At 49.5% G+C, this 26,400-nt stretch carries 27 protein-coding genes; 4 read left to right on the forward strand and 23 right to left on the reverse strand.

Annotation, left to right across the window (positions count from 1 at the left end; genetic code table 11):
• Positions 1–100: 100 nt before the first annotated feature.
• Positions 101–292 (reverse strand): ferredoxin, encoded by a 192-nt coding sequence (locus B5D20_RS03255; protein WP_078664787.1) that lies wholly within the window; start codon positions 290–292, stop codon positions 101–103.
• 148 nt (positions 293–440) lie between these two features.
• On the opposite strand from B5D20_RS03255, the gene B5D20_RS03260 reads away from it, so the two are divergent.
• Genes B5D20_RS03260 through B5D20_RS03275 form a run of 4 tightly spaced genes read left to right on the forward strand, consistent with a single transcriptional unit; the run spans position 441 to position 4,381 of the window.
• Complete coding sequence (locus B5D20_RS03260) at positions 441–1,535, forward strand: hydrogenase small subunit (protein WP_078664788.1); 1,095 nt, start codon at positions 441–443, stop codon at positions 1,533–1,535.
• The gene (locus tag B5D20_RS03265; protein WP_078664789.1) at positions 1,513–3,225 is read left to right on the forward strand and encodes a nickel-dependent hydrogenase large subunit; all 1,713 of its coding nucleotides are present in this window, start codon (positions 1,513–1,515) and stop codon (positions 3,223–3,225) included. Before B5D20_RS03260 ends, B5D20_RS03265 begins: the two co-directional genes overlap by 23 nt.
• Positions 3,226–3,237: 12 nt before the next feature.
• The gene (gene cybH, locus B5D20_RS03270; protein WP_078664790.1) at positions 3,238–3,912 is read left to right on the forward strand and encodes a Ni/Fe-hydrogenase, b-type cytochrome subunit; all 675 of its coding nucleotides are present in this window, start codon (positions 3,238–3,240) and stop codon (positions 3,910–3,912) included.
• On the forward strand, positions 3,905–4,381 hold the full coding sequence (locus B5D20_RS03275) for a hydrogenase maturation protease (protein WP_159071853.1): 477 nt from the start codon (positions 3,905–3,907) through the stop codon (positions 4,379–4,381). Before cybH ends, B5D20_RS03275 begins: the two co-directional genes overlap by 8 nt.
• On the opposite strand, the gene B5D20_RS03280 is transcribed toward B5D20_RS03275, so the two are convergent.
• The 22 genes from B5D20_RS03280 to B5D20_RS03385 all read right to left on the reverse strand — a co-directional run bounded on the left by B5D20_RS03280 (position 4,354) and on the right by B5D20_RS03385 (position 26,384).
• Positions 4,354–5,022 (reverse strand): NapC/NirT family cytochrome c, encoded by a 669-nt coding sequence (locus B5D20_RS03280; RefSeq protein WP_078664792.1) that lies wholly within the window; start codon positions 5,020–5,022, stop codon positions 4,354–4,356. The genes B5D20_RS03275 and B5D20_RS03280 overlap by 28 nt on opposite strands.
• Before the next feature lie 113 nt (positions 5,023–5,135).
• On the reverse strand, positions 5,136–6,455 hold the full coding sequence (gene lysA, locus B5D20_RS03285) for a diaminopimelate decarboxylase (protein WP_078664793.1): 1,320 nt from the start codon (positions 6,453–6,455) through the stop codon (positions 5,136–5,138).
• Positions 6,456–6,670: 215 nt separating this feature from the next.
• Positions 6,671–8,035 (reverse strand): TrpB-like pyridoxal phosphate-dependent enzyme, encoded by a 1,365-nt coding sequence (locus B5D20_RS03290; protein WP_078664794.1) that lies wholly within the window; start codon positions 8,033–8,035, stop codon positions 6,671–6,673.
• 102 nt (positions 8,036–8,137) lie between these two features.
• Complete coding sequence (locus tag B5D20_RS03295) at positions 8,138–9,121, reverse strand: acyl-CoA dehydratase activase (RefSeq protein WP_078664795.1); 984 nt, start codon at positions 9,119–9,121, stop codon at positions 8,138–8,140.
• Positions 9,099–10,214: a CoA protein activase gene (locus B5D20_RS03300; RefSeq protein ID WP_318262794.1), complete on the reverse strand. Its 1,116-nt coding sequence runs from the start codon at positions 10,212–10,214 to the stop codon at positions 9,099–9,101. The genes B5D20_RS03295 and B5D20_RS03300 overlap by 23 nt, the downstream gene beginning before the upstream one ends.
• On the reverse strand, positions 10,207–11,193 hold the full coding sequence (locus B5D20_RS03305) for an acyl-CoA dehydratase activase-related protein (protein ID WP_078664796.1): 987 nt from the start codon (positions 11,191–11,193) through the stop codon (positions 10,207–10,209). The genes B5D20_RS03300 and B5D20_RS03305 overlap by 8 nt, the downstream gene beginning before the upstream one ends.
• A complete protein-coding gene (locus B5D20_RS03310; protein ID WP_078664797.1) occupies positions 11,180–12,733 on the reverse strand; it encodes a spore germination protein in 1,554 nt (517 codons plus the stop codon). Before B5D20_RS03310 ends, B5D20_RS03305 begins: the two co-directional genes overlap by 14 nt.
• Positions 12,726–13,301: a stage V sporulation protein AE gene (locus B5D20_RS03315; protein ID WP_078664798.1), complete on the reverse strand. Its 576-nt coding sequence runs from the start codon at positions 13,299–13,301 to the stop codon at positions 12,726–12,728. Before B5D20_RS03315 ends, B5D20_RS03310 begins: the two co-directional genes overlap by 8 nt.
• A 1-nt stretch (position 13,302) precedes the next feature.
• Complete coding sequence (gene spoVAE, locus B5D20_RS03320) at positions 13,303–13,662, reverse strand: stage V sporulation protein AE (protein WP_078664799.1); 360 nt, start codon at positions 13,660–13,662, stop codon at positions 13,303–13,305.
• A gap of 12 nt (positions 13,663–13,674) precedes the next feature.
• Entirely contained in the window at positions 13,675–14,685 is a 1,011-nt protein-coding gene (gene spoVAD, locus B5D20_RS03325) for a stage V sporulation protein AD (RefSeq protein WP_078664800.1), read from the reverse strand.
• Positions 14,686–15,159, reverse strand: coding sequence for a stage V sporulation protein AC (spoVAC, locus tag B5D20_RS03330; RefSeq protein ID WP_078664801.1), 474 nt, complete (start codon positions 15,157–15,159; stop codon positions 14,686–14,688). It abuts the gene before it with no gap.
• A gap of 48 nt (positions 15,160–15,207) precedes the next feature.
• Positions 15,208–15,414: a dodecin family protein gene (locus B5D20_RS03335; protein WP_078664802.1), complete on the reverse strand. Its 207-nt coding sequence runs from the start codon at positions 15,412–15,414 to the stop codon at positions 15,208–15,210.
• 94 nt (positions 15,415–15,508) lie between these two features.
• On the reverse strand, positions 15,509–16,276 hold the full coding sequence (locus B5D20_RS03340; protein ID WP_078664803.1) for a SigF/SigG family RNA polymerase sporulation sigma factor: 768 nt from the start codon (positions 16,274–16,276) through the stop codon (positions 15,509–15,511).
• A gap of 13 nt (positions 16,277–16,289) precedes the next feature.
• On the reverse strand, positions 16,290–16,736 hold the full coding sequence (gene spoIIAB, locus B5D20_RS03345) for an anti-sigma F factor (RefSeq protein ID WP_078664804.1): 447 nt from the start codon (positions 16,734–16,736) through the stop codon (positions 16,290–16,292).
• Positions 16,737–16,749: 13 nt separating this feature from the next.
• Positions 16,750–17,082, reverse strand: a complete 333-nt coding sequence (locus tag B5D20_RS03350; protein ID WP_242946609.1) for an STAS domain-containing protein — start codon at positions 17,080–17,082, stop codon at positions 16,750–16,752.
• Between the two features lie 103 nt (positions 17,083–17,185).
• Complete coding sequence (locus B5D20_RS03355; RefSeq protein ID WP_159071852.1) at positions 17,186–18,115, reverse strand: CoA transferase; 930 nt, start codon at positions 18,113–18,115, stop codon at positions 17,186–17,188.
• 135 nt (positions 18,116–18,250) lie between these two features.
• Positions 18,251–19,321 (reverse strand): sugar ABC transporter permease, encoded by a 1,071-nt coding sequence (locus B5D20_RS03360; RefSeq protein ID WP_078664807.1) that lies wholly within the window; start codon positions 19,319–19,321, stop codon positions 18,251–18,253.
• Positions 19,302–20,822: a sugar ABC transporter ATP-binding protein gene (locus tag B5D20_RS03365; protein ID WP_078664808.1), complete on the reverse strand. Its 1,521-nt coding sequence runs from the start codon at positions 20,820–20,822 to the stop codon at positions 19,302–19,304. The genes B5D20_RS03360 and B5D20_RS03365 overlap by 20 nt, the downstream gene beginning before the upstream one ends.
• An 82-nt stretch (positions 20,823–20,904) precedes the next feature.
• Positions 20,905–21,927 carry a sugar ABC transporter substrate-binding protein gene (locus tag B5D20_RS03370; RefSeq protein ID WP_159071851.1) on the reverse strand — a complete coding sequence of 341 codons (1,023 nt, stop codon included), beginning with the start codon at positions 21,925–21,927 and terminating at the stop codon, positions 20,905–20,907.
• A gap of 128 nt (positions 21,928–22,055) precedes the next feature.
• On the reverse strand, positions 22,056–23,342 hold the full coding sequence (locus tag B5D20_RS03375) for a PTS sugar transporter subunit IIC (protein WP_078664810.1): 1,287 nt from the start codon (positions 23,340–23,342) through the stop codon (positions 22,056–22,058).
• A gap of 3 nt (positions 23,343–23,345) precedes the next feature.
• Positions 23,346–23,663, reverse strand: coding sequence for a PTS sugar transporter subunit IIB (locus tag B5D20_RS03380; protein WP_078664811.1), 318 nt, complete (start codon positions 23,661–23,663; stop codon positions 23,346–23,348).
• Complete coding sequence (locus tag B5D20_RS03385) at positions 23,664–26,384, reverse strand: sigma-54-dependent transcriptional regulator (protein WP_143311784.1); 2,721 nt, start codon at positions 26,382–26,384, stop codon at positions 23,664–23,666.
• Between the last annotated feature and the right edge of the window lie 16 nt (positions 26,385–26,400).

Genomic DNA, 26,400 nt, shown 5'->3' on the forward strand with positions numbered 1-26,400 from the left:
GCTCTACCTCCATTCTCATCCATAAGTATAACCTATTTTGATGCTTTTGCAACAGTTATAACGCCAAAAAACAGGCCACCCAAAACGGGTGGCCTGTTTTTTACTCCTCAATTTCAATGGCCCCTACCGGACAACCATCCGCCGCATCCCGGGCACTGGCCTCAGCCTCCGCTGGAACTGGATCCGCAATAACCAGGGACAATCCGTCCTCCCCTAGCTCAAACACCTGGGGACAAATGGCGGCGCAGGCTCCACAGCCAATACACAGATCCTTATTCACTCTGGCTCTCATTTTCCCTCACTCCTTTCTGTTCTTAATCCAATTATACCATCCCCTGCCAGCAACTCCTGTGACCGGGCTCACAATTGCTGTCTTTTTTTGTATAATCCTCAAGTAACGGCAAAAAATAAAATAAATCCACAGCAAGGAGGAGCAAACCATGACCGATACCTACTATCACGCCCTTTTAAGAAAAGGCTACACCCGGCGCGATTTTTTACGCCTGTGCACCATTCTCACTGCTACCATGGGTCTGGATGCCTCCTTTATTAGCCAGGTTGCTCATGCTCTGGAAACCAAACAGCGATTACCGGTTATTTATCTGGAATTGCAACTATGTACCTGTTGTTCCGAATCCTTTATCAGAACCGCCCATCCCCTCTTTTCAGACCTGATCCTCAACCTGATTTCTCTGGATTACATGGAAACCCTGATGGCCGCTGCCGGAGAACAAGCAGAAGCAGCTAAAGCTAAAACCATGCAGGACTATCGGGGCCGCTATTTGCTTGTTGTGGAAGGAAGTGTGCCTTTAAAAGATGATGGTATATACACTACTATTGCTGGCAAAACTGCCCGCCAGGTCCTGCTGGAAGCTGCAGAGGGCGCACTGGCAGTTATCGCCTATGGCTCCTGTGCCACCAACACCTGTGTTCAGGGGGCCAGCCCTAATCCTACCGGAGCTGTCGCCGTTAAGGATATAGTGCGGAACAAACCGGTTATTGATGTGCCTGGTTGCCCACCTATTGCAGAAGTAATCGCAGGGGTGGTTGCCCACTATGTTACCTTTGATCGTTTGCCGGAGCTGACTGGATTGGGCCGTCCCAGAGCCTTCTACAATCATCGTATCCATGATAACTGCAATCGCCGGGCCTTTTTCGATGCCGGTCTTTTTGTGGAGCAATTCGATGATGAGGGGGCCAAACAGGGCTGGTGCCTCTATAAAATGGGCTGCAAAGGTCCCACCACCTATAATGCCTGTGCCATTACCCAGTGGAATAATGGAGTCAGCTACCCTATCAAGTCCGGCCATCCCTGTCTGGGCTGTTCGGAGCCCAACTTTTTCGATAACTCGCCCTTTTATACCAGGCTGGCGCATATACCTGGTCAGGCTAAACCGGTTGACCCCGATGAACTGGGTAAAAAAGTGGTTGGTGTCACAGCTGCCGGAGTGGGGTTACATGCCCTGGCCACCGGAGTGTTAAAAACCAAAAAGAAAGAAGAAGGTGAAAAGCATGGCCCAAAGAATAGTGGTTGATCCTCTAACCAGAATTGAGGGACATTTACGCATCGAAGCTGATGTAGAAGGGAACGTGATCAAGGAAGCCTATAGTTCCGGCACTGCCTTTCGCGGGCTGGAACTTATCCTCAAGGATCGGGATCCCCGGGATGCCTGGGCCTTTGCCCAGCGTATCTGTGGGGTTTGTACCCATATCCATGCCATTGCCTCCGTACTGGCAGTAGAAGATGCCCTGAAAATTGAAGTGCCTAAAAACGCCACCTTGATCCGCAATATCATGAATGCTACCCAGTTTGTCCATGACCATGTAGTGCATTTCTACCACCTGCATGCCCTGGACTGGGTGGATATCACTTCTGCCTTGAAAGCAGACCCGGCTGCGACCAGCCGTCTGGCCCAATCTCTTTCTGACTGGCCCAAATCCTCCCCTGGTTATTTCCGGGATTTACAAAAACGCTTGCAAAGTTTTGTTGCCAGTGGTCAACTGGGTATTTTCACCAATGGCTACTGGGGGCACCCGGCCTATAAGTTACCACCGGAAGTCAACTTACTGGCAGTGGCCCACTATCTCGAAGCTCTGGAATGGCAAAAAGATATAGTCAGGATACATACCATTTTTGGTGGTAAAAATCCCCATCCCAATTATCTGGTTGGCGGTATGGCCTGCACCATTAATCTGGATAACGATAATACCATAAATATGGAACGTTTGAATCTGGTGGGCCGGGAAATCGATAAAGCGATTGAGTTTGTGGAAAAAGTCTACCTTCCCGATCTGCTGGCCATTGCGTCCTTTTATAAAGACTGGACCTATGGTGGTGGCGTAGGTAATTTTCTGGTCTATGGCCATCTAGCTGACCGGGGTAAAAAAGAAACCGGAGAAGAAATTTTTCCCGCCGGGGTAATCTTAAATCGCAATCTGAATGAGGTCCATAACATAGATGTAAAGGATCCAGAACAGATTCAGGAATTCGTTGACTATTCCTGGTATGAATATAGTGGAAGCAAAGGGCTGCATCCCTGGGAAGGACAGACCAATCCCAAATATACCGGCCCTCGTCCTCCTTATAAGCAACTGGATACAACCGGCAAATATAGCTGGCTCAAAGCTCCCCGCTGGCGAGGTAAACCTATGGAAGTGGGTCCACTGGCCCGTATACTGGTAGGTTATGCCCGGGGCCAGTCCCGGATTAAGGAAGAAGTAGATTCCGCCCTGGCTAAACTGGGATTGGGCAAGGAGGCTTTATTTAGCGCCCTGGGGCGTACCCTGGCCCGCGGCCTGGAAACCAGGATCCTGGTCCACTTCCTGAAGAAAACCTATGCTGAACTGCTGGCCAACCTCAAAGCCGGTGATACCCGGGTTTTTAATCCGGAAAAATGGGATCCTTCCACCTGGCCCAAAGAAGCCAGAGGTGCGGGCATTACTGAGGCTCCCCGCGGCGCTCTAGGGCACTGGGTAAAAATCAAAGATGGCAAAATCACTCTCTATCAAGCAGTAGTCCCCACTACCTGGAATGCCTCCCCCCGGGATGGTCTTGAGCAGCGCGGCCCTTATGAGGAAGCTCTGGTCGGAACACCTCTGGCCGATCCGGCAAAGCCTCTGGAAATTTTGCGAATTATTCATTCCTTTGATCCCTGTATTGCCTGTGCTGTCCATTTAACTGATCTCACTACCAGTCAACCCCTGACTGAAATAAGGTTTTACTAAGGAGGGTATGCGATGCTGCGCAAAGCCATCTATGTCTGGGAATGGCCGGTCCGCTTCTATCACTGGTTAAATGTCTTTTTGATCATTACCCTTTTTCTCACCGGCCTCTATATTGGCTTTCCCAAATACAGGCCGGCTGGAACCGAAGCCTACTCCTTTTTTCTGATGGGTAAAGCCCGCTACTGGCATGGCTGGGCCGCCTGGCTGTTTATAGCCAATTTCCTTTTCCGTTTTTACTGGGCTTTTGTCGGCAATGAGTATGCCCGCTTTCGTCCCTGGCGAAAAGGATTTTTTGCCGATGGCCTGGAGACGTTAAAGTACTATCTTTTTCTCAAAAAAGAACATACGGTACATACCGGCCACAATGTCCTGGCCCAGCTTACCTACTTTTTCATTATCTGGATCAACTCCGCCTTTATGATTGCCAGTGGACTAGCCTTGCAAGGAGAGATTCATCCCGGCGGCTGGCAGGAACGCTGGTTTGGCTGGCTAATCCCCTTCTTTGGCGGTAATTCACTGGTTCTGCGCAGTTATCATCACCTGGCGGCCTGGCTTTTTGCTGCCTTTGTCGTCTTGCATCTCTATACCGTAATACGTCAGGATATCCTGGATGATGATGGCACCGTTTCGTCTATTTTTAGCGGCTATAAATATGTTCCTGTCAGAGAGGACAGAGAAAATGGCTAAACCGGTTGTTCTCGGGCTGGGTAATCCTCTCTATCGTGATGAAGGAATAGGAATTCATCTACTGCAGAGATTACGTCAATCCGGTCTTGCTTCTCAGATAAAACTGGTGGACGGCGGCACCGGGGGTTTATCCTTATTGCCCGTAATTGAAACTGCTGCACAGCTTTTGATCATCGATGCCGTAAACTGGGACAAGCCCCCGGGTACCGTGGGTCTTTTTAGTTATGAGCAGTTAATCCAGCTGGCCCGGCCCCGGCTCTCCCCTCACCAGGTAGCCCTGGCTGATTTACTGGCCCTGGCCTGCTGGCGTGGTAAATTGCCCCCTGACCTGGTCCTGCTGGGAATTCAACCTGCTGACATCAGACCTGGTCTGGAATTGAGCCCACAGGTCAAAGCAGCCATACCCGTAGCTTTAGAACAAGTCTATGATATTATTGCCTTTTATTTCGGTGCAGGATGGCATTGTTGACACAGATTAGTTGCTGGACGATGGCAGGCAAGACAGTTATTCTTATCCCTTCGATATTCCCGCCCGTGGGTTATTGCCCATGCTGGCTCCTGATGGTTTCGGGGTTTAAGACTATTGGGATCCCGGTGGCATTTCAAGCAGTCATCTACCGGTGCTTTACCAGCGCCTTTAACCCGATGGCAGGTCAGACAATCTTTCATTTTTAACCGGGCTCTGCTACCATGGGCTACCCCACTGTGGCATAAAGTACAATTATAGCCCCGGCTATGTTTTTCGTGATTGTAAATTATGCCAGGCATGTTTTTTAACTCAGCAGGCCATTGCTGATGACAGCTCTGGCAACGCTCATTTTTTACCGTAGCCTGCAGCCTGGGCTCCAGATTAAGTAAAGTTATCATCAGCTCCCTAACTCCGCTAATTTTGGCCTTTACCACGCCAGCGAAGCCGGGCTCAGCATGACAGGCATAACATTCTACATCTTTATGGGCAGATTGGGTCCAGCTTTGATAAATAGGCTCCATCAAGTGACAACTGGCACAAAACTGCGGTTTACTGGTATAGTAACTTGCCCCTGCCAGAATTACAATTAGCAAGAATCCTGAAACCAGTATAATTTTTTTAAGATTTTGGGCTGTTAACATCTCTCTCCCCCCTAGTTAGAAATATTAAATAAAATTATCCCTTTCCCTGCCATCTAGTCTATTTTTAGTGCATTTGTACTATAAATAAAACCCGGCTACAGCCGGGTTGTTGCCTATTTTTTCAATCTCTCAGGAATTACATCATTTTGTACCAGGTCAGCATAGCTTTCCCGGCGGATAATCAAATCTGCCTGCCCATCCTTGACCAGTACCGCAGCCGGTCTGGGTACCCGGTTATAATTCATGGCCATAGAGTAGTTATAAGCACCAGTGCAAAATACAGCCAGAATATCTCCGGGCTCAGTACGGGGAACTGCCAAATCCCAGATTAGCATGTCCCCGGATTCGCAGTATTTCCCGGCCACAGATACCACTATTTCTGCCGGTTGATCAGCTTTGTTGGCCAGCAGGGCCGAATACCTGGACTGATAGAGCGCCGGTCTGGGGTTATCACCCATGCCGCCATCAACGGCAATGTAAGTTCTTACTCCTGGTATCTCCTTCACTGAACCGACAGTATAAAGAGTAGTACCAGCCGGGCCAATGATAGAACGACCGGGCTCCACTACCAGGCGGGGTAAAGGCAAATCTCTTTCTTCACAGCCAGCAAGAACTGACTCCCGGACCAGTTGCCCATACGCAGCGATAGAGGCCGGTTCATCCCCTTCGGCGTAGTAAATACCAAAACCCCCACCCAGGTTCAGTATTTCTGCTGTAAAGCCCAGCCTGCTACGCAGCTCAGCCAGAAAATCCAGCATAACTTGCACTGTGTAACGGTAGCTTTCAAGTTCAAAAATCTGGGAACCAATATGGCAATGCAATCCCTTTAGGTCTATGTGAGGCAGCTGCAGGGCTTCCTCCACAATTGCCAAAGCCTGGCCGGTAGAAATAGCTGACCCGAACTTGGAATCAATTTGTCCGGTCTGGATGTATTCATGGGTATGAGCTTCTACCCCTGGGGTAATTCGCAAAAGGATGCTGGCCTTGACGCCCCGCTCCCCGGCCAGGCCATTGAGCAGATGCAGTTCGGTGAAATTATCCACTACAAAATAGCCGATACCGGCAGCTAACGCCATCTCGAGCTCGGCAGGGGATTTGTTATTGCCATGAAAATAAATCCGGGCAGGATCAAACCCTGCCTCCAGGGCAGTATATAACTCACCGCCAGAAACCACATCCAGGCCCAGTCCTTCTTCCTGAATAATGCGGGCCATGGCTTTGGTCATGAAGGCTTTCGAGGCATAAATTACTTCTCCCTGAATACGCTCATCCTGCATAAAAGCAGCCCGGTAGGCGCGGCAGTTTTGCCTGATCAGTTCCTCATCAAAAACATACAAGGGGGTACCAAACTCCGCTACCAGACCTGCTGTATCGCAACCGCCAATGGTTAAGCGCCCTTCGGCATTGATGCTCATAGTACCATGCAAACGCATATCATCATCTCCTATCACCAATAGATATTATGATTTTTTCTGAGAAACCGTTAACCTTCAATCACAAAAGTCCGGGAAAATTCTATCAATCACTATAACATGTTTTTTCCCTATTGACAATCTTTCTCACTGTCCTTTTGCCTATGTATACAATATATCTGCATAACAATGCAAAAAGCAGGAACACATTATCTGAGTGTTCCTGCTTGAGTAATTTATAATTCCACTTTAGGCAAGTTAGCCAGGGCTTCTTTAACCAGCCGTTCCGGATATTCATAATCCTGGATTTTACCGGTCAAGTAATCATCATAAGCACTTAAATCGAAGTGTCCATGGCCGCTTAAACAGAACACGATGGTTTTAGTTTCCCCGGCTTCCTTGCAACGCAGGGCCTCTACTATTGCCGCTTTAATGGCGTGGGAAGATTCGGGGGCTGGCAAAATCCCTTCAGTGCGGGCAAAGAGAACAGCCGCCTCAAAAACCTGAGTCTGGGGATAGGCCACTGCCTCAATCAAGCCGTCCTTTAAGAGCTGACTGACCAGCGGGGAATCCCCATGATAGCGTAACCCACCAGCATGAATGCCAGGAGGCATGAAATCATGGCCAAGAGTATACATAGGCATAATGGGAGTCAGCTTGGCCACATCACCATAGTCATAGGCATAGACCCCTTTGGTCAGGGTGGGACAGGCTGCCGGTTCTACGGCGATAATGCGAGTTTTCGTTCCCTTTAGAATTTTGTCCCGGACAAAGGGGAAGGAAATACCGGCAAAATTGCTGCCGCCTCCACAGCATCCGATTACAATATCAGCTGCTTCATCCACTTTGGCCAGTTGGGCCTGAACTTCTTGCCCGATTACCGTCTGGTGCAGACAGACATGATTGAGGACACTGCCCAGGGCATAATTGGTATCTTCCCGGCTGGCGGCATCCTCTACCGCCTCACTGATAGCAATGCCCAGACTGCCCGGTGAATCCGGGCTTTGTTCCAGCACTGCCCGCCCGGCCTGGGTCAGAGGCGAAGGACTGGGAATCACCTCAGCGCCAAACACCCGCATCAGTGAGCGCCGGTAGGGCTTTTGCTGGTAAGAAACCTTAACCATATACACAGTGCATTCCAGCCCGAAGAAACTGCAGGCCATGCTGAGAGCACTACCCCACTGCCCGGCCCCTGTTTCCGTTGCCAGCCTCTTAATGCCAGCCTGTTTATTGTAAAAGGCCTGGGGAATGGAGGTATTGACCTTATGGCTGCCTGCCGGGCTGGTCCCTTCATATTTATAGTAAATCCGGGCCGGAGTGTCCAGGGCTTTTTCCAGGCGATGGGCCCTGAATAAGGGCGTTGGTCTGAATAAGCGATAAAGCTGCTGAACTTCCTCAGGAATCTCGATATATGGTTCAGTGCTTACCTCCTGTTTGATCAGTTCCAGCGGAAATATAGGCAACAAATCTTCCGGAGTGACCGGTTGACCTGTTCGGGGATTGAGCGGGGGTGGCGGTAAATTGGGCATATGAGCCTGAATGTTATACCAGACGGTAGGCATTTCTTTTTCAGTGAGCAGGATTTTGGTATCCGCTCTCATCTCTCCTCAACTCCTTCTTGCCATGCTCTTCTCCCTCAAATGGAAAAAGAAGGCTCCATGCTTGTATTTTAGCATAGAGCCCACAACTGTTCAATAACAATTTTATTTTCCAGCCGCTGTTTCGCGGGCTGCTTCTGCTTGCGACCAGCGCCCGCAGCGGTCTCCCCAGCGGGCTACGGTTTCTCCGTTTTGTTTTAATTCAATAACCTCACAGAGATTGGGGCAATATTTGCACTCAAAACTGCCAGAGGCAAAATCTTGCTGACAGAGACTCCAGCCTTTAAACCTGGTAGTTTGTCCTTGCAGGACCGCTTCCCGGGCCAGGATGGCAGCTCCTACTGCTCCCATTACATTAAAGTGGGGCGGGACAATAATTTCCATCCCCAGGGCCTTTTCAAAAGCAGCCCGGATGCCGGCATTGGCGGCAACTCCCCCCTGAAAAACCACTGGTGCCAAAATCTCTTTGCCTTTACCTACATTATTGAGATAATTTCTGACCAGGGCTTCACATAAACCGGCGAGAATATCGGCCAGATCGTGACCCATCTGCTGTTTATGGATCATGTCCGATTCAGCAAAGACCGAGCAACGGCCAGCAATGCGTACCGGGTGGCGGGCAGCTAAGGCCCGGGGCCCGAACTCTTCAATGGGTATATTAAGACGCGCCGCCTGCTGGTCCAGGAAGGAGCCGGTACCGGCAGCACAAACAGTGTTCATGGCAAAGTCCGCCACAATCCCGTTTCTCAGAATAATAATTTTCGAATCCTGCCCACCTATTTCCAGCACTGTTTGTACCCCAGGCACCAGCGTAGAAGCAGCCACGGCATGGGCAGTGATTTCGTTTTTAACCGCATCCGCACCCACCAGTAAAGCCGCCAGCTGGCGCCCACTACCGGTAGTGCCCACCCCGCGGATAGTGGCTTTACCGGCCCAGCTTTCAGCAATTTGGGCAAGACCCTCCTGCACCGTAGGGATAGGCCGTCCCCGGGTTCTGAGATAAAGGGCTTCCTTAATCTCCCCTTTTTCATCCATCAAGACAATATTGGTACTGACTGAACCTACATCAATACCGAGAAATGCTTTCATTTCTCCTGTTAACCTCCTTTTGGCGAACCAGCAAATCCACAAAGGCCTCCAGTCTGGTCTGCAAGCCAGCCTCACCGGTATGCTGGTCAAAATAGAGCGTCATGGCAGGAATGCCCAGCTCATTGCTCACTTGAGGCAAAATACTCTGCGCTACAATTTCCGGCATACAGGTCAGAGGAGCAACCTGAATCAAGCCATCAAAACCTTTCTGAGCCCACAATACTGCATGGCCAATGGTATCCTGACCATGTCCGCCCACGAAATGATTTAAATAAGGACTGGCAGCCTGACAGGCCTGATGGCTATCCGGAATACCGGGGATCAATCCCCGAAAAAGATGTTCATTGATCCAATGGCTCAAATACAGACTCCGTTCCACCTCGACCCCCAGCGCTCCTAAGCGGCGTTCAATTTCCAGGTTGGCAAAGGGCTCCAGCAGGCAATAAATCTCTCCCGTTAAACCGATACGCACAACTTTTTTGGCCCAATCCACTGGCAAACTGTACAGCAGTTGCTGGGAATGCGTCACCGCCTGCTTAATTTCCGCCAGAGTCCGGGCCTGATCCAGGCAGACCTGGACCTGGCGCCAGGCTTTTTCCACTTCCTCCGGCTGGTAGGCCCGGGCCCTCAAGGTAGCCACCAGTCGTTCCAGTCGGTCCAGGGCCGCCAGTTTATGCCAGGCCAGGCGCAAAGCCTTCATCACCCGCCAGAGGGGCTGATTGCCGGTAATTCTCCGCAGGCGCTGTATAAACTGGGAAATGTGTTTCTCCGGCGGTTCCAGCACTACCATTTCCAGTTCATAACCCAGGTCTTTCAATATTTCCCGTTGAACCTGGGCATAATAGCCAAATCGGCAAGGCCCCATGCCGCCTGCCATTAAAATTGTATCTGCCCCTAGCTCGGCAGCTTCAATAAAGTTGCCCAGATTTATTTTCAGCGGCAAACAGGCGAACTCCGGGGAATGACGACACCCCAGTTCCAGAGTGCGTTTTGTAATGGGAGGTGGCACAATCGTTTCCACTCCCAGTTCCCTTAATAGTCCCTTTACCCCGATAGCCATCGTCCCCATGTGGGGAAAAGTTACTTTAGGCACCGCACTGTTTCCTCCTTCTCTGCAGCATATCGATAAAGGCTTCCACCCGCGTCACCAGCCCTGCCTCCCCGCTATGCTCATCAATAGTCAGGTTAAGAACCGACACCCGCCCTGCTCTTTGTAAACGCCGGGTAATAATTTCACCGGTAAATGAGTCAGGCCCACAGCCGAAGGCAGAGAGATGGATTAACCCGGATAATCCTTCTTGCTCAGCCAGGTGTAACGCGGTTCCCAGCAAATGGCGGTTCAGGGTCCAAAATAGCCTTTTGGGCATTTGGGCTGCTCCCGCTTCTGCTTCCTGGACGGGCACATCTTCCGGAGTAACCACTTCTACACCCAGCTGCTCCAAATGCTGGAGGAGCCCCAGATTAATGTAATTATCATACAGATTATAGGGATGAGCAATTACAGCTACTTTCAGTCCCCTGCGGCTGTTTTCGCCTCTCAGCGAACGGGTGTGCTGGCGCCACCAGCTGATCCCCCCGGCTTTCTGCCAGAACACCCAGGCTTTAAGCAGGGCTCGTCCCGCTTGTATCGGATGCACTCCCAGCTGTTCAGCCGTCTCCCGGGCCGCCAGCCAGAGCTGCCGTCGTCCGCCATTCAGATTGATAGTAGGCTTTAGCAAGGGTACAGGCAATTTTAAACAGGCCCGGGCCATATCCGGTAGCCCCAGGAATTTGGGACAAATATAAGCCCTTTTCTCCACGGCCACCAGCCGGGGAATGAAAAGATAGTCCACACCCAGATTAATCACGGCCTGAACATGCCCCAGAAACACCTTTACCGGCAAACAGGCTTCATCAACAGCCAGACGCACTCCGGCATCGAGGATTTCCTTGTTAGTCTCCGGTGATAAAATAGGCTCTGCCCCTATCTGACGAAAAAATTCGGTCCAGAAAGGATTATAGCTATAATAAAGGAGGGCCCGGGGAATCCCCACCCGCGGAGCCCGTTTCTCACTGATTTTAATCTTTCTCATTTTCCTCTTTCTCTCCTTTTCCAAACTGAGGTTTCCGTGAGGGAATAGGAATGGACTGCCCCGGTTGCCGGTCAGTATCTACTGGCTTCAGGATGCTGGGCCGGCTGTTCTGAATCGGTACTGGATAACGAATCAGAATGGCTTTCAAAGCTGTCCAGTTAAAAGGTATTAGCGGCCAGAGATAGGGTACTCCAAAAGACCTGGACCGGGCCAGGAAGACAAATAAGGCCAGCACGCCTAGCACCAGACCGGGCCAGCTTAAAGCGTAGACCAGTATAATCAAGAGATAGCGCCACAATCTTAATGCCATTCCTAGCTCATAACTGGGGGTAGCAAAAGTTCCAGTAGCAGCAATGGCCATATACATAATTACCTCTGGAGCAAACATCCCGATATTAATTGCTACCTCACCGATCATTAAAGCCGCGATCAAACCCAGGGAAGTGGTCAATGGGGATGGAGTATGGATAGCCGCCATCCTGACCACATCGATACTGACTTCAGCTATGAGAAACTGCAGGATCAGAGGAACATTCCCTATTTTTTTCGGCCCAATAAAACTCAGTGCTTTCGGCAACAATCCGGGATGCAGGGAGAAAAGCAACCATAAAGGAACAACTACCAGGGAAGCTACAATCGCCAGTAACCGTACCCAGCGGATATATGCACCCACGATTGGCGCCTGCCGGTATTCCTCAGCATGCTGGACGTGGTGAAAAAAGGTTGTAGGTGCAATCATAATACTGGGGGAAGTATCCACCATAATCAGCACATGCCCTTCCAACAAGTGGGCTGCTGCCACATCCGGCCTTTCAGTATAGCGTACCTGGGGAAAAGGGTTCCAGGCATTATCCTCTTTAGTAATCATCTCTTCCACAGACTTTTCCGCCATAGGCAAACCGTCGATATTTAGTTTTTCCAGACGCCGTTTGATATCAGCTACCAGTTCCGGGCTGGCGATATCCTCGATATAAGCCAGACAAATATCGCTTTTAGACCTCTTCCCTCCCGATAGCATGATAAATCTCAATTTGGGGTCTCTGATCCGCCGCCTGATCAAGGCAGTGTTGAAAATAATGGTTTCCGTAAAGCCATCCCGGCTACCCCGAACTACCTTTTCCAGATCGGGCTCCTCCGGCCCCCGGGCCGGATAGCGCCGGGCCTCAACGATAATGGCTTCCTGTTCGCCTTCCACAATAAAAGCGGTGCGACCGGCCAGTACATGGGAAGCAATTTTGTCCAGGGCAGCTTCTGTGGTCACCTGGCCGTGACTGAGGTAGGTCTGTACCAGTTTGTGCAAAGTGGCTGGTACCAGGTCATTGCGCTCCACCATAGAGAGAATCCGGGTCATATCCAAAATGGAGGTCGAGTCAACCAGACCATCTACAAAATACATCTGTATTTTTTTCTGACCGAATTCCAGGGGGCGGCTATGTACATCAAAACAAATTCCAGCAGCCAGGATTTTATCCAGCTGGGCCACATTTTCCTGAAAATTACGGCCCAATTTGCCGCTCAGCATTTCCTCCCGTTCAGCCATGCTGGTTGCCTCCTTGTTCAATAATGTATCGTAAAGCCTTAGTCGTTAAAGGTGCGCCTTTCGCCCAGCTATCTGCCCCTTGCTGTTTGCCTATATCCCCGATACCAACAATTACTGGTACCCCCAGAGAACGCAACATATCTACCGTATCTCCCTCCAGATAAAGATGGCCTTCCGGCTCTGGTTGCCCTTCCTTGTCCACGGGACCGGATATTATTTTTCCATCAGCTGTTATGGAACAATCCACTCTGACCCCATCCGCTCCCTTGTCATTGGAAGCTACCGCTACTGCGCCAATAATTTCTACTTCCCGGCATTTAGCCAGGAAACGGGCCAGCTGCTCTCCTTTCCCCTGACCTTCCTTGCCGCGGTCATCCACCATGATTACTACCGGCTCACCCCGGGCTTCCCTGATTAACTGCAACAATTCCGGGCCACTTATTGGCGTTGGATTGCCGGCCGAAGCAGAAATACAGTGAGCCTTAATATTAGCCGCAGCTTTCTCTACAGCTTTACGGGCCACCTTGTCCCCGTCAGTAACCAGGATTACCCGCTTGCGTTGCCCCATTTCAATCACCCCGCGGATTGAACAGGGCAGCGATTAAATAACCAAAGACAATGGCAGCCGTAAGGCCAACAGCGGCGGCTTGCAAGCCTCCAGCAAAAGCGCCCAAAAGCCCTTTAGCCTGTACCGCTTTAATGGCACCCTGCGCCAGCGCATGGCCAAACCCCGGTAAAGGTACAGTGGCTCCTGCCCCTGCCCAGTTGACCAGAGGCTGATAGACACCCAGGGCGCTTAAAAGGGCTCCCCCCGAAACAAATCCGACCAGAATATGAGCCGGGGTGATTTTATGACTGGTTAAATCCATCAAGAGCTGTCCCAGTAAACAGATTGCCCCCCCAACCAGAAATGCCTTAAAGTAAATCATGCCTTTCTCCTCCTAAAGCCTTTCGACGGCAATGGCATGGCCAATGCCCGGGATAGTCTCCCCTTGCTGTACTGAAATGGGACTATGTAAAGATCCGGAACCCACCAGTAAAACCCGTTTAAATCGCCCTTCCAACATTTCCTGATAAAGCCAGCTACCCCATACGATCGCTGAGCAGCCACAACCACTGCCACCGGCGTGCACATCCTGAATGGGGTCATATACTAATATTCCCGCATCGGTATACTTATTAGTCACATCAAAGCCAGCTTCTTTCAATATCCTTTCGCAAAGAGCCTTTCCAATACTGGCCAGGTCACCACTGATGATCAGGTCATAATCCGCCGGACTGCGGCCTGTATCGCCAAAATGGGTAAGGATGGTATCAGCTACTGCTGGCGCCATAGCTGAGCCCATATCATTGGGATTATCCTGCCCTAAATCCATCACCTTGCCGATAGTAGCATGGGTAATATACAGACCTTCCCCAACGGCTCCTAAAACCATGGCCCCTGCCCCGGTCACTGTCCATTGTGCCGTCATCGGTCGTTGAGTTCCTAATTCAGTGGGATAGCGATACTGCCTTTCGGCAGTATCATAATGACTGGAAGCTGCAACCACCAGGTGACGGGCAAAACCACCGTCTATAATCATCGCCCCCAGGGCCAGGCCTAAGGCCATGGTAGAACAGGCCCCATACAGACCAATCAATGGTATACCCAGATCCCTGGCCGCAAAATTGGCAGTGATAATCTGATTCAACAAATCACCCGCTAGCAGAAACTCGATATCCATAACCGTAAGGCGAGAATGGCTGATGGCCAGCTCCACCGCATCCTTCAACATCTTTCTTTCCGCCTGTTCCCAGGATTTCTGTCCAATCAGCTGGTCAGGATAGGTTAGACTGTAATAAGTGCCTAACGGTCCTTTGGCTTCCATAGGCCCAGCCGTGGTGGCAGTAGCGAGAATTACCGGCGGATTGGCAAACTGTATCGTCTGTTTGCCGATTTTTTTCCCTTTCATCTATTTCCCTCCCCCTACCAGGTAAAATAACAGTCCAACTAACCAGGCCGTTACCGTACCAAAAACAATCACAGGACCAGCAATGGTAAATAGCCGGGCGGCAACCCCAAAAACCATTCCTTCGCGTTTATACTCCAGTGCCGCTGCTACCATAGAGTTAGCAAAACCGGTAATTGGAACAATCGCTCCAGCACCGGCAATTCGCCCAAATGTATCCCAAACCCCTAGACCGGTGAGAAAGGCAGCTACAAAAACCAGTGTAGCTGCAGTTGCCGCTGTGCTATCCAGAAAACTCAATCCCTGTCTCTGATAAAAATTAATTAACAATTGCCCGACAGTGCAAATTAAACCTCCGAAAAAGAAAGCAAAAAAGGCATTTTTCAATACTGGCGGCCTGGGCGCTAACTCCTGAATCATTTGCTGATATGCCTTCTGTTTATTTTTTTTACCAGGATATTGTGCCAGAATACCCATGATATCCCCCCCACATTGAGAAAGGACACCTGCCGGTGTCCTTCCCGGTTATTTCAGTACTTCATCAGTGTAAGCGATCTTAACATTGGCTTTAAATTCTGTCAGTTTACCATCTTCAACGTTGGCGGTCATATTATATACTTCCACGCCGGTGATGTTCTGAACACTCCTGGATGCTTCCTCCACCGCCCTCTGCACTGCATCCTTCCAGCCAATGGGAGACTCGCCTACCAGTTCTACTACCTTGACAAACATGCCTTTCCCTCCTTTCATTCACTCTTTAGCCTCTCCCTGAAGAAAGAGAAATATACAAAAAAAATCCGCCCTTCGTTTCCAGGCGGATTATCCTCTAACCTGACAGTAAAGCTCGTAAATTTTGCAAAGCTTGCCGCTCCAGGCGAGAGACCTGAACCTGGGAAATGCCCAGAATCTCTGCCACCTGCATCTGGGTTTTATCTTCAAAAAAGCGCAAAATAAGAAGCTGCCGGTCCCGGGGTGGCAATTTATCTATTACTTCCTTAAGAGCCAGTTTCTCCAGCATTTTTTCTCCTGTACCCTCTTCAGTCAATCGGTCCTCCAGCAGAACCGGGTCACCATCATCCTGATACAAGGCTTCTTGCATGGAAACGGGAGCCTGCATGGCCTCCAGCGTAGCCAGCACTTCATCTGCTGCCATATCCAGAGCCCCTGCCAGCTCCTGGACCGTTGGTTCGCGGCCCAGTTCTTTCATTAAAGTCTCTCGCATTTTATGTACCTTCACTGCCCCCTCCTTAATTGAACGGGTCAGTTTTACCGGCTGATCATCCCGGAGATAGCGGCGAATTTCCCCTAAAACCATAGGTACAGCATAGGTGGAAAAACGCACATCAAAATCGGGATTAAAACGATCCACAGCCTTCATTAAACCTATGACACCGATTTGAAACAGGTCTTCCAGGTCATAACCCTTACCGGCAAAGCGCTGGACCAGATTAAATACCAGTCGCAGATTATGGTTGATCAGTTTTTCCCTGGCCTCCTGATCGCCCCTGACACTTTTTTGCAGCAAGTCTCTGGTCTCTTCCTCTGTTAATAGGGGATAATAGGGCAAATTCATATCTTTAAACAGGTTAGCCATGCCATCGCCCCCATCAGCTGGCCGGCTGATCTTCAGCGCCGCCGGTAAGTTTTTTAAACATAATCACAGTCGTGCCCTGACCGACAGCGGTCTCAACCAGTAAATTGTCCATAAAGGAGTTCATAAAAGTAAAGCCCAATCCCATCCGCTCCGGCATGCTGGAATAAGCTGGCTCCATGGCGCGGGCTAAATCTGCTATACCTTTACCCCTGTCTATGACCCGGATTTCTATCCCCTGATCATACAGGGTAGTTTCTAGCACTACTAATTGCCTGCCATCATTATCATAACCGTGGATTATAGCATTGGAAACTGCTTCTGAAACTGCCACCTTGATTTCATCAATATCTGCCAGAGTAAAATCCAGTTGAGCTGCTAGTGCTGCCACAGTCACCCGGGCAAGGGCTACATTTTCTGCCAGGGCAGGAAATTCAATTTTTAGCCAGTTCTTTTTCTCCACAGTGCGCTCCCCCTTACATTTGTGCCAGTTGTTCCAGTGAATCGTAGACAGGCATGATCCTCATTACCCCTGAGAGCTCTAAAATTCTTTTGACCGGAGGCCTGGGTGAACAAATGGACATCTTTAACCTGGTAGCTGACAGTTTTTTATAGCGTCCCAGAATCACCCCTAAACCCGAACTATCAATAAAGCTGACCGCTTCAAGATCCAGACACAAATCACAGCCTGGATGCTGTTCCAATAATTGGTCTACTCCTTGACGAAATGGCTCAGCCACAGACATATCCAGTTCTCCCTCCGGCCTAATCACCAGAGTATTCCCTATTTTTTTATGCAGCAGGCGCAAGGCTTGTCCTCCTCTCCCGTACATTTTTATTTAATAATATTCGTTGTCATTTTCAAAAATCCTGCCAAATAATTCCACTAATTTTGTCACTTGCTGTCGCTTATTAAAGTTCCGAAAAGAGTTTTACTGCCAGAGTTCGCGGCCAGCCTTTTCTTCTTTCCTGCAAATAACAGGATGTCAATGCTTCCGAAACTGGTAAAACCGAGCTAAAACAACAATCAGCATCAGCCAGCAGCTCTTCCCATTCCTGACGAGTTTTGCTGGCAAACAGCTCCACCAGGGTGATATATGCCGGGTGGTCCGCTGCTATAGGGACATTATAAAAATCCAGCAAGTCAGGCCTGGCCAGGCGCTCACAAAAACGCCGCCAGAAATGTCGTTCCAGTGCTGAAATGGCAACCTGACCATCATCTTTGGTCGCATAGATCCAGTTGTTCACCGTAGGACGAACATTTTTCTGCTCTGCTATAAGCCCCGACCACTCCAGCATTCCGGCTAAAATAGCAATATCAAGGAAAATTCCTTCCCCTGTTTTTTGCTGCTGATATAGTCCAGCCAGAACTGCAATCACGGCCCAGAGAGCACCACTTAAAGCACTTACTGGAAAATGAGGTCCGAACAGCAGGCCGCTCATCGCCTGGAAATTGAGATCATGAGCCCCCTGATTGCCATAGATGCTATTCTGACCAAAACCGGAAATCAGGCAACAAACCAAATCAGGCCGATATTTTTTCAATCCTTTATATTCAATGTTCAGCTTTTTGAGGCGCTCCGGACGAAAATTACAGAGCAAGACCTGAGCTTCTGAGACATAGTTAAAAAAAGATTGTCGTTGCTCAGGATCATTAAGGTCCAGAAAAACAGTTTCCTTGCCTTCGTTCAGGTTTCTGCCCAGGTCTGTCCCCTGGAAATATTCCTGCCCGGCTGGCTCCACCACCCTGACCACCCGGGCTCCTAAGTCAGCCAGAATCCTGCCCGCATAACGCCCCGGCAGGACTGCCGCCAGTTCAAGCACCGTAACCCCGTCAAGCATATTTTCCCCTCCCACCCTTGATTGTGAAAAATTGCGCATTCCAAAAACTGATTCCTTTTTCATTTTGCTCCAATATCAATTATAGAACTGTTAACCAATAATTCCAAGGGGTTTTATGAAAAAAGCGGAGCATCCCTAGCCCCGCTTCTGTTTCAGAGTATCCAGCATTACAGCGCCCATGATAATAAAACCTTTAATAATATACTGATAGTTTGCTTCCACATTGAGAATGACCAGAACGTTATTGAGCAAGCCAATAATGAACGCTCCAATTACGGAGCCACCAACTGCCCCAGCCCCCCCGGCCAGACTAGTACCACCGATAACTACAGAGGCGATGGCATCCAGTTCCGCCATATTTCCGGCGGTCGGAACCCCGGCTGCCATGCGACTGGCCAGGACCAGGCCAGCCAGAGCTGCCAACCCCCCCATAATGACATAATCCCAGATCAGTAGTTTATCCACGTTTATCCCGGAAAGGCGGGTAGCCTGAACATTACCTCCATAAGCATAAAGATAACGGCCAAAGGTAGTTCTTTTCAGGACAAAGATCCCCAGAGCGGCCACAATGGCGAAAATAATAACCGGTAAAGGCAGGCCGCGGCTATTTAAAAGTACCCAGATGACAAATAAAGTGACCAATGCAGTAGCTATGCCATCCAGCCAATGTTTGTTCCTGATATTTCTAAACAGGATTAAACCACCAATAATGGCAGTTAAGACAACGGCTACCAGAGAAGGCAGCTGCCAGGTCGCCAGCATAGCAAAGGTATTGTTGACAGGAGCGATGGCACTACCTTTGGAGATAACCAGAGCCAGACCCCTGGCAATGGTCATACTGCCCAGCGTTACGATAAACGGAGGGAGTTTGAATTTGGTGATGAAAAAGCCATTCCAGAGACCAATCCCCAGACCCAGAGCCAGGGAAATTAATACAGAGGACCAGGTAGAAAAGTGGTAGGTTAACTGCAATTTGGCTACAACTACCCCGATAAGGGCCATAACCGACCCTACTCCCAGATCGATACCGCCAGTAAGAATGATCAGGGTCATACCCACAGCCAGTATGCCATTGACAACTACCTGTACCGCCAGATTCATAATATTTTCTGGCCGGGCAAAAGCACCATCAGTAATTACTGTTGAAATAATTCCCATTGCCAGTAGAACCAGCAAGATCGTGTATTTATGCAGATTCTTTTTCATTGCGTCTTCCTCCTGTTGCCAAGGCCATGATTTTTTCCTGAGTCACTTCTTCTTTTTCCAGAATGCCCGCCAGACTGCCATCAGCCATAACCGCTACCCGGTCACTCATACCAATGATTTCTGGCAATTCGGAAGAGATCATGATTATGCCTACTCCATTGGCAGCCAGACGGTTGATGATCTGATAGATCTCAGCCTTTGCCCCTACATCCACACCCCGGGTGGGTTCGTCCAAAATCAATATGCGGGGCTGGGTGGCCAGCATTTTGGCCAGTACCACTTTTTGTTGATTACCACCGCTAAGGTTGGCCACAGCCAGATCTTCACCAGCCGTTTTAATGCGCAATTCCTGAATGTAATTTTTGATTACAGTCCTTTCTCTTTCCTGGTTGATTATGCCCAGGGCGTTGCTCAACTGTTCTAAACAGGATAGAGTCAAATTTTCACCTACTGACATACCCAGGACCAGGCCGCTGACTTTTCTGTCCTCTGTCACCAGGGCTATCCCGTTATCCAGCGCTTGCCGTGGATTTTGAATGGTAAGTTTTTTACCATTGAGACGGATTTCTCCGGTCAATCTCTTCCCGTAAATTCCAAACAGGGCCAGGGCCAATTCTGTCCGACCAGAGCCCATCAAACCAGCTATACCAAGTACTTCCCCTTTTCTCACTTGCAGGGACAAAGTTTCTAATACCCCCGGCACCGTCAGGCTTTCGATTTCCAGAATCACTTCACCGGGTTTATTCTCCCGGCGTGGGTACAAATCAGTAAGGTCGCGACCAACCATCAAGCTGATAATTTTATCCCGACTCAGATCTGCTTTCATGCCTCCCCCTACTGATTCCCCGTCCCGTAAAACCTCCACCCGGTCTGCTATCACATCAATTTCATCCATCTTATGGGAAATATAGATAATCGCTTTATCCTGGCTTTTCAGCAGACGGATCAGGTTGAACAATTGCTCAACTTCACTATCAGTCAAGGCAGAAGTAGGTTCATCCATAATAATGATTTCGGCAGAAAAACTTAAGGCTTTGGCAATTTCAATCAGCTGTTGCTGGCCAATACTAAGGTTACCCACCAGTTCCTCCGGCTCCAGGGTTATCCCTACCCGTTCCAGCAGTTCCACAGTCAGTTGACGCATCTGTTGCCAGTCAATTAAGCCTGGTGCTGTTTTGGGCTCCCGTCCCAGAAAAATATTTTCCATAACACTTAAACCGGGGATAAGATTCAGTTCCTGATGGATAATGGAAACCCCGGCTTTAACTGCATCTCTGGTGCTGTTAAACTGGCAAATCTGGCCATTGATGACCAGCTCACCACTATAGCTACCATAAGGATAAACACCGCTGAGAATTTTCATTAAGGTGGATTTACCTGCCCCATTTTCCCCCATCAAAGCCAGTACTTCGCCCCGATAGGCAGTTAAATTAACTCCTTTCAGAACTTTCACTTTACCAAAACTTTTTTCGATCTGGCGCATTTCCAGGATTTTCTTCATTTTCTCACCACCTATTTTTCTCAAAAAAGACACCGCGGAAAGAAAGGCAGGCAGCCGGATTTTCTATCCGCGGTTCTTGGCCTTACAGATTGGGCCAGCGATATTTCATAGTATCGACATTATCCTTTTTAATAAGCTCAACAGGAGTCAGTTTCACAGGCACTTCAAAGTCACCGTTCTTAATTGTGGTATCACTGGCAGGAGTTTTCTTCTGAGCCAGTTCTACAGCAGCCAGGAAGGAGGCCTTCCCTAATTCATAGGGCTTTTTGTCCACATCAGCGGACAGCTCCCCGGCTTTAATCGCTTTACATGCGTCTTCATCAGCATCAGAACCGATAGTTACCACCTTGCCAGCCAGTCCTTTATTCTTCAAGGCCTGAACTGCACCCATAGCCATACCGGAGTTATTGGCCAGAATGCCTTGAATATTGTTATTGTACTGGGTCAGAGCAGTTTCTACAGTATTCATGGCCAGGTCCCGGGCCCAGCCTTTGTGAGCCTGATCCACTACGACTTTGATGTCGGGATACTTGGCCAGTACTTCCTTGTTACCGGCAGTAATGTCCCGGGCCACGCCATTGCCAGCTTCCCCTTCCAGGATGATAACATTCCCTTTACCACCCAGCTGTTCGGCCAGATACTGAGCCTGAATCCGACCAACCTGCCTGGAGTCAGCAGTTACATACAGGGCCACTTTGGCATTTTCCGGGAGACGGTCCATAGCCACTACAGGTACCCCGGCAGCCTCAGCCTTGGCTACCAGAGAAGCAGCAGCGCCAGTGTTAACAGCATGCAAAATCAAAACATCGATTCCCTGCGACAGCAAACTTTCGACATCAGATAATTGCTTTTCTTCCTTGTTATCTGCAGAAGTCCAGATGATTTCCGCATTGTTAGCAGCAGCATTGTCTTCCATGGCCTTTTTCATAAAGGTATAAACAGCTTCCTGCATGGTAGCGACAGAAACACCGATTTTAATTTTCTTCTTTTCTGGCTGGTTGTCCCCGCTGTTTCCAGCATTATTGGTATTACCACAACCGGCCAGGGCGCTGAAACCAATTAATAGTGCCAGCAGTAGAGCGATTCGCTTCATGAATTTGGACATCCAGGACCCTCCTTTTTTCTTCTGCTTGTTGTTGCCTGCCAGCCTAATATTAAGCAAGGAGCGTGCCAAAACAGAAAAAAGCCTGTCCCAGCGGCTTTTTTGTTCAGGGACAGGCTTTTTAACACACTTCATTTTAGTGTGTCAGACTGTTCAGCCTCAGTGTGTAATACTTTTGTTTCCCACAAGCGAAAAAACGGCCAATAAATCAATGCTGCCAGTAACAAATCCACTGCTTGTAACACAGTACCGCTAATATGCCCATTGCTCAAATACCCGCTGAATAAGACCGGTACAGTGAAAGGCAATTGATACAAAGGCCTGGCTACCCAGCCCCAGGCCATGGCCCAGTAATTCACAGTTACAATCATCGCTGGGGCCAGGATAAAAGGAATAATCATTACCGGGTTTAATGCCAACGGCACCCCAAAAGTTATCGGCTCATTGATATTGAACAGGGCCGGTAATAAGGCAACCCGTCCTACCTGACGTAAGGTCTTGCTTTTGCTTTTCAGCAAATATATTACCAGAGGCATCGTCGCCCCTGAACCACCCAGGTGGGCAAAAATATGATAAAAAGGCTCAGTTACAATATGTGGCAATACAGTGCCTGGCTGTGCCAGAGACCAGCTAAAATTCTCACTGAGATTGGCTGCCCAGAGGGGATAGGCAATGGCCGAAACCAGGTTCATACCGTGCAGGCCAACACTCCAGAGCAACATCATCACCAGAATCTGCAGTAAAGCAGACCAGTAAGTATCTGAGGCCCTAACCAGAGGGGTAATCAACTGACGCACAGCCGCTGACCAGGTTAAATCAGCCTGTCCTAATCCAACAGCCAGCAGCAACCTGCTTAACCAGATCAGGGTTAAAACAAATCCAGCCGGCAACAAAATGGCCAGGGTGCGGGCTATCCCGGCCGGAACCCCTTTGGGCAAACGCAGTAACCAGCCTTTTTGCTGAAACCAGCGAAATATTTCCACAGTCAAAATGGCACAGAGCACTGCAAACAGTAAACCCTGCGGACCAAGTTCAGTGAGCCAGTTCTCTACGGTAGCAACCACTGGCCGAGCTGGAAAACTGCCTGCCACAAAAACCGCTGTCGCTGTCAGGGCAATCCTCTCTCGGTCCAGACGATAATAGGCTGCTAAAGCGTTGGCCGTCCCCCAGGCAATCCAGAGACTGAGCAGACCGAACGTGGCATTGAAAATAACCAGTAGAGTAGTATTGAGCTGAAACCACTGCCGCGGCAGCCAGGCCGCCGGCAGGGGAGGATTGGCCAGCAGGAGAAAGAAAGAGCCCAGTAAAATCATGGGTAAACCGTAACCAATAAAAGCATCACGCACAGCCTGTAAATAGCGATTTTCCGCCAGTTTCACGGCAAAGGGCAGAAATTTTAGTTCCAGCCAGTTAACCATAGCCTATTCCTCGCTCTTCTGCTGCTGGATTAAGGATAAAGCCAAATCCAGGGCCGCTTTACCATCAGCCATAGCATAAGCTAGCGGGGGTATGACGGCCAGGGGCTTTCCCTTATCTGCCCAGGTTTTTTGCAGATAACCTACCTGTGGACCCAGCAGGATAACATCCGTCCTCTCCCAGTAGTCATGGATTTCATTACTGCCGATATAGTCGATTTTAGCAGTAAGTTTGCGCAGTTCAGCCTCAGTCTGCATGGCTTCCACCAGTAAGCTGGTTGACATACCAAAACTGCATACCAGTAAGATACGGACTGGTTTCATTTATTTTTCCTCCTTCTGCCGCAGGGCCTGTTCCAGCAAATGCAGCAAATTGGCTTTTTCCCTGGCCGTCAGCTTAACATCAAATTCAGCCAGTACCGGCTGAAACAACTGCAGAAACGGATGTTCCATCTGACTTCCCGAAACCTCGTCTTCTTGCAGGTTCAATCTGTTCTGGATTTTCCTTTCCAGCATGCAAACAATGTGCATTATCAAACCTACCCAGTTACCATCAGGTAACTGCCGCCCCATCTCCCGCTCATAGCGAGACAGGCAGTCAATGACCAGAGGTAAGGCCCGTAAGGGGTTAATAAAGCGTAAGTGCTTGGCCAGAGTCTCTTCCATTTTAGCCAGCAATTGCTGACGATCCTGAGAGTCTGCCTCCAGCCAGTTTAACTGCTCTCCGCCGTTGATTAACCAGCGCAACTGACTTAAACCTGCTGCTGTAAGAATGCGATCAATGGAAATAAAGGGCACCTGCAGTTCTGGCAGGGGAAAACTGCCTACCACAGCCAGAATCTGTTTACCCGCAGGAACCTGCAGGTTATGAGGTCCTACCGGTAGCAAGTTGATATTTCTTTCCGCCAGTTCAGGCAACTTTTCTTCCAGTAAAGCCTTGATTTTAAGAGCACTGCCTTCACCAGTAGAACAGGTTACCAGAATCACCCCTTCCAATCTCTTATGTCCACTACCGGAAACAACAATTTTATTTGTCTGTCTCCCAGGCTGTTCTCTTTTGCGCAATCTGGCTGCCAGAGTGCGGGCAGTAAGCTTTTCCTTTTGTACCAGACGCAAAGCCTGCATGACCAGCATCGTATTTACTCCCTCTACTACTTCAGTAACTATACCGGTCCGCTCACTGATAATCTCTCCAAAAGCCAGAAAGGATCCCATATCTACCAGGAGTACCACTCCCAGGCCCTGGTCTGCTTTACGCACCAGTTCTGTCGCCTGTTCCAGGGCCTCTTCCGGACTCATGGTTAAAGGCATATCCAGGGTCAGAATTTCCTGAAATCCCAGCAATTCCGCTGCAACCTCTGCCATGCTGCTGGCTGTAGCCCGGCCATGACAGAGTACCACAATTCCAGGTTGCCCGCTCTGATTTTTTTCCTCCTGTTTACGTTCCGAAGCTAAAAATAGCGCCACCAGAGCGGCTTCTTCGTCTGGAAATTTTAATCCCATTTCCTGTTCCAGGGCAGCAATAATCTGTTCCGCTGCCTTCAACTCATCTGGATACTCTTCCACCCAGGTACCAATAGGTGTCCTGGGCATGGATTTGCCATTCTTTATATGTTCTATGGTTGTAGTCAAATGCATGGCTATTCCATAATAAACCCGGGCTGGCAAGGTGCGTCCTAAGGCCAGTTCCGCTTCGGCAACCAGAAAGGATATTTTTTCAAGATACTGGGATGGGATAATCTGATCAATCTTTTCCGGCAAACCGGCCAGTAAGCGCTGAAAATATCTTTCGATATCATTATACAGGATCTGTTGAATTTCCTGTTCTGACAGTTTACGGGCAGCCAGGCTTTTTACCCTTTTACTGATCAACTGGTAAAAATCCGGTTCCTGAATTGGTTCAGCCGGCAATACTCGGCCCTTTTGCCTGGACTCAGGCTCAAAAATCCAGGCAGGCTGGGCCAGTAACAAACTGCGCAGTTGTCTTCCCTGCTCACTTTTTTCCGCTAAACTTTGTCGTACAGTCACCGGCAAATCACCAATCTCCACTTTAACCCGCTCTTCCCCATCTGTGACGAAATGCAAAAAAGCCTTGGCACAGGCCAGCTGAATGTCGCTTTTTAATTGTCCGATATTTCCCCGGGGTTCATATAAAGCAAGGGCCATAACGGCTTCCTCGGTAATTTCCAGGGTCTGTCGCATCCTTCGGGCCTCGTCCTCAAGAAAGCTGCGAATCAGTGATAATCTTTCTTCCCTGGTTCTTTCCCCCAGTGGTGGCAACTCAATCAACATAGGAATCCGGCGGCAAAAAGTGGACAGTAGCTGGGACTGGGGATTTTCAGTGGTAGCCCCTAATAATAAAACCCTGGCTTCCCTGTACTCCCCCGTTTCCCCCAGCGGCCGATAGCGTCCCTTGTCCAGCAGATAGAACAGCATTTCCTGCCCTTCTGCCGGCAAGCGATGGATTTCATCAAGGAACAGAATCCCGCCGTGAGCTTTGGCTACCAGTCCTTCCTGATCCCTCTCCGCCCCGGTGTAGGCTCCTTTCTTCACCCCAAAAAGTACCCCCAGCAGTAGCTGAGGATTATGGGCATAATCAGCGCAATTAAAGGAAACAAAAGGCGCGGTGGGTGGTAATACTCCTTTTTCCAGGGCGAACCGGTACATTGTCTCAGCAAACTGGGTTTTACCCACCCCGGTAGGCCCAATCAGAAGACAGTGTAGCCCCTGCGGGGGATACAAAATGGCAGCTTTAGCCTGCAAGACAGCCTGTTCCAGGCTCTGTTCCGCTCCGATCAATCTCTGGAAAGCATCGGTTGCACCCATCCTATTCTTTTGCTGTTCTGAAGCTGCCAGATAAAAATACCTGACTGGTCTGCCACTGCTTTTACCCAGTATGCCTTTTCTTACCGCCTCATTTAATTCCCGGCTGACATTGGCCCGCTCTAAACCCAGTGCTCCAGCAATTTCACCTGCACTTAGGCCCTGAGGAAATTGGCCAATCATCTCTTTCAGGTAATTCAAGATTAATTCCTGGCGTTTCATACTCCACACCTTTTCC

It is taken from the genome of Carboxydocella sporoproducens DSM 16521 (assembly GCF_900167165.1).
In the GTDB taxonomy this organism is placed as follows: Bacteria; Bacillota.